Raw genomic sequence first — 533 nt, 5'->3', positions numbered from 1 at the left:
TTTCTCCTGTCTGTCTTGTCGTGCTGCAATCTCCTTGATCATTTCTAGCTTTATCTGACCAAAGCTAAGTGTCTTTATCTGCTTCAAGAGCAATATGCTTCCCGCGCCAAGAAAATAAAACAATGTCGTTTGGTCGAGGCGATCTTGGTTCCCGAGGCCGAATATTCGCAAAGCGCCCCCGAGTGCAGCGAGCGAAGCAAGTACCAATAAGCCGATCTGGGTGGTTCGCTCGAACCAATCCAGCTTGATTTCGCCATTACCGCGGGGCGTGTAATCGGGGGCCATGGTTCACTCGAGAGACGATCTGGAGGGGAGCCGACTGCGACGGCGATGAGGACGCCGCTTCGAGAGAAGAAGCACCGGTCGAGATGGGCGCGATTTTGCGGGCGCCTCGCTCATGTCGCGAAAGATGTCGAGTATACACGCGGAATGAGTGTGGTTGGCAATAGGCGATAGCGCGACCGGCTGGCGTTCCCGAAGCGGATGGAGGGACGACTGCATCCCTCATGAATGGCTCGGTTCTCCCGGCTCTC

At 55.7% G+C, this 533-nt stretch carries 1 protein-coding gene; it reads right to left on the bottom strand.

The genetic code is table 11. The features are described 5' to 3' along the window. Positions 1-285: hypothetical protein (locus tag ABTU92_RS30425; protein ID WP_408095256.1), on the bottom strand; the 285-nt coding region annotated here is incomplete at its 3' end. Positions 286-533: the final 248 nt, after the last annotated feature.

Source organism: Rhodoplanes sp. SY1, assembly GCF_046000175.1.
GTDB lineage: Bacteria > Pseudomonadota > Alphaproteobacteria > Rhizobiales > Xanthobacteraceae > Rhodoplanes.
This window is presented reverse-complemented; position numbering and strand designations above follow the sequence as displayed.